General features: G+C 64.2%; 5 protein-coding genes. All 5 read right to left on the reverse strand.

Translation table 11 applies throughout. The annotated features are described in order from the left end of the window. Positions 1-654 (reverse strand): phage tail tape measure protein (locus tag AACS18_RS23550; RefSeq protein WP_258228734.1); only part of this gene is annotated, 654 nt, incomplete at its 3' end. A 6-nt stretch (positions 655-660) separates the two neighbouring features. Then, positions 661-849 (reverse strand): DUF6890 family protein, encoded by a 189-nt coding sequence (locus tag AACS18_RS23555; protein WP_374956614.1) that lies wholly within the window; start codon positions 847-849, stop codon positions 661-663. Next, a complete protein-coding gene (locus AACS18_RS15990; protein WP_029299933.1) occupies positions 846-1,109 on the reverse strand; it encodes a putative phage tail assembly chaperone in 264 nt (87 codons plus the stop codon). Before AACS18_RS15990 ends, AACS18_RS23555 begins: the two co-directional genes overlap by 4 nt. Further along, complete coding sequence (gene lysC, locus AACS18_RS15995) at positions 1,106-1,300, reverse strand: Rz1-like lysis system protein LysC (RefSeq protein ID WP_258228735.1); 195 nt, start codon at positions 1,298-1,300, stop codon at positions 1,106-1,108. The genes AACS18_RS15990 and lysC overlap by 4 nt, the downstream gene beginning before the upstream one ends. Next, a partial coding sequence (locus tag AACS18_RS16000; protein WP_108612686.1) for a hypothetical protein occupies positions 1,233-1,597 on the reverse strand: 365 nt, incomplete at its 5' end. The genes AACS18_RS16000 and lysC, both read right to left, overlap by 68 nt.

Below are 1,597 nucleotides of genomic sequence, written 5' to 3' on the forward strand. Positions count from 1 at the left end.
TTGCAACTGGCCGAGCACGGCGAACTGCTCATCCATCGCGATGCCGGCGGCGGTGGCGTTGGCGCCGATTGCCCCGAACGCATCGGCCATGCCCTGGCCTGTGGTCTTGAACAGCTGCACCGCGAGCGCGGTCTTGCCGGCCACATCCTCGACCCAGTTGGCCTTGCCCATCTGTTTGGCCTGCTGCTCGAAGATACCGTACATGGTGCCCATGTAGTTGGTGATGGTGGCGGTGTCGGCCTTGGTCGCCTTGGCCAGGGTGGTTGATGCGCGGGTGAAGGCGGGCAGCTCGTTACCTTCGAGCCCCGCGATCGCCGACTGGATATCGTAGGAGGAGCGGACAATCTCGGTCGCCGATTCCCCATACTGGATAGAGAGCCTCAACGCCTCACGCCCAAGCGCCCCGAGCACCTCTTTTTGCACATCGAGCGAGGCCACCTCGGCCAGTGCCCTGTCCATCTCGATGGCCGGGCCCAGGGCAGACTGGATCGCCATGCCGCCGGCGGCCACCGTGGTGGCCCCCATTGCCATGCTGCTCCAGCCTTGACGGCCGGCCTTGCTGACCTTGTCCATCTGGGCATTGATGCCAGCAAGGGGCTTGGTGACCTGATCCACCAAAGCCACCTGCATCATCAATTTTTCCATCCAGGCCATAGGTCGTTATCCGTTGAATGCGTTGGCGATGCCCTCGGCCACCGCAGCGGCGTAGGACTCCCGGGCGTGTCGGTCTAACCAGAGGGCGCGGGCCAGGCTGTCGATATCGTCTTCGTCATGGGGCAGGTAGTGGCGCCGCAGCGCCAGCGCCTGCTCCAGGTGATTGCGCTCGATAGCCTCGGCGCGCGCCGTCAGTTTTTTACGGTGATCTCCAGATCGGGGGCGAACTGCTGGTTAATGGCACCCGCCAACTGCAGCGCCGCGCCCGGGCGTTTGAGCAGCTCATCGAGCGCCTCTTTGCTCTCCTGGCAGACGATCTTTTTCAGGTAGTTGTGGGCCGGTGCCACCTTGTCGCTTGGCATCATGTCGTTGATAAAGCCGTTGTAGGCCACCATGGTGGGAGCGAATTTCAGCTCTTTGCCGGCAACGTCCAGAGTGATGATCGGTGTGGTCATGGGGTGGTTTCCTCTTGTTCAATCCAATGGTTCAGGGTGTTGATTTGGGTCTGGCAGCGGCGCAGCGCCATCTGCAGGGTGGGGATAAACCGCACGGCGTCGCCGTAGGTCGCCCCCGTGAAATTAGGTTCCGGGCAGTGGGGCACCAGCCCCGGCGGCGGCAGCCGCTTTACCACCTGTGTTTGCACCACGGTCTTGGGCTGGCTGGAGCAGGCGCAGAGCAGCGTCAGGCAGAGGCTCGCGAGCACAGTCCGGGCGGCCTGCCGGCGGCGTGGCCAGCGCTTGTTCCAGTTCATCGGCGGTCTTCCTCTGTTGTTGGTCGAGCTCGGCCAGGGCGGCATTCTGGGTGCCCAGCAACTTGCGCAGCCCCGCGGCGTCGCGCTGCAGCGTCGCCAGCTGGCTGGCCTGCAGCTGGTTGGTCTGCTGCAGGGAGTTGATGGTCTCGTTGGCGGTGGCGAGCGCCTTGCCACGGCTCTCCAGCATCCGGC

This window comes from Aeromonas sp. HMWF015, from assembly GCF_963878965.1.
GTDB lineage: Bacteria > Pseudomonadota > Gammaproteobacteria > Enterobacterales > Aeromonadaceae > Aeromonas > Aeromonas veronii.

Coding starts and splice junctions, on each gene's coding strand:
- AACS18_RS15990 (WP_029299933.1), bottom strand. CDS start 1,109: ATGACCACACCGATCATCACTCTGGACGTTGCCGGCAAAGAGCTGAAA.